General features: G+C 73.2%; 1 pseudogene. It reads right to left on the bottom strand.

Going from position 1 to position 257, the window contains the following annotated elements:
* Positions 1-257: pseudogene (locus tag WDW90_RS40055) on the bottom strand (malonate transporter subunit MadM); the annotation flags it as partial.

Genomic DNA, 257 nt, shown 5'->3' with positions numbered 1-257 from the left:
CCCACCAGCGCCCGCACGATCAGGAAGAACAGCGACGGGCCGACGAGGCACCCGATGCCGGTGTGGAACGTCGCCGTCAGCGCGCCGTAGGGCCCGAGCTTCGGGTCGGTGGCGGCGAGCCCGCCGGCGACGCCGCTCACCGTGCCCATCAGGCCGCCGACTGCCATGGCCGAGCGCGGATTGTCGAGGCCGATCAGGCGGGCGACGAGCGGCGTGCCGACCATCACCATCACGGCCTTGGTGACGCCGGTGGCGAT

Origin of the sequence: Methylobacterium nigriterrae, assembly GCF_037106235.1 — a bacterium.
In the GTDB taxonomy this organism is placed as follows: Bacteria; Pseudomonadota; Alphaproteobacteria; order Rhizobiales; family Beijerinckiaceae; genus Methylobacterium; species Methylobacterium nigriterrae.
The sequence above is the reverse complement of the archived record's forward strand: the minus strand, read 5'-3'. Positions and strand labels throughout refer to the sequence as shown.